The 250-nt window shown below is 47.6% G+C and carries 1 protein-coding gene; it reads right to left on the reverse strand.

Annotated elements, in window-relative coordinates; translation table 11 throughout:
• Positions 1-202 (reverse strand): hypothetical protein (locus IEQ44_RS17385; RefSeq protein WP_227487685.1); only part of this gene is annotated, 202 nt, incomplete at its 3' end.
• Positions 203-250 lie beyond the last annotated feature (48 nt).

A 250-nucleotide genomic window follows, 5' to 3' on the forward strand; every position in this document is an offset into this window, starting at 1 on the left:
GTCTTCCCAGGATATTGTATACTTTCATCCCCACCGGCTGCACCGGATGGCCGCCCTTTATCGAGATCAGGAATGTATTGACAGTTGGATTCGGATTCGCAGTCACTTTCAATGCGGGATAATCCACGCCGCTGCCCCATGATCCGATACAGTCGCCATGACGGATATGAACGATCGCTGCGAATTTGGAAACGGAGATCACATTTCCGTTATGACACACATTTATTTTGTCAGGAATGCTTATTGTTAC

This window comes from Nocardioides malaquae (genome assembly GCF_015070385.1).
Classification (GTDB): Bacteria; Actinomycetota; Actinomycetes; order Propionibacteriales; family Nocardioidaceae; genus Nocardioides; species Nocardioides malaquae.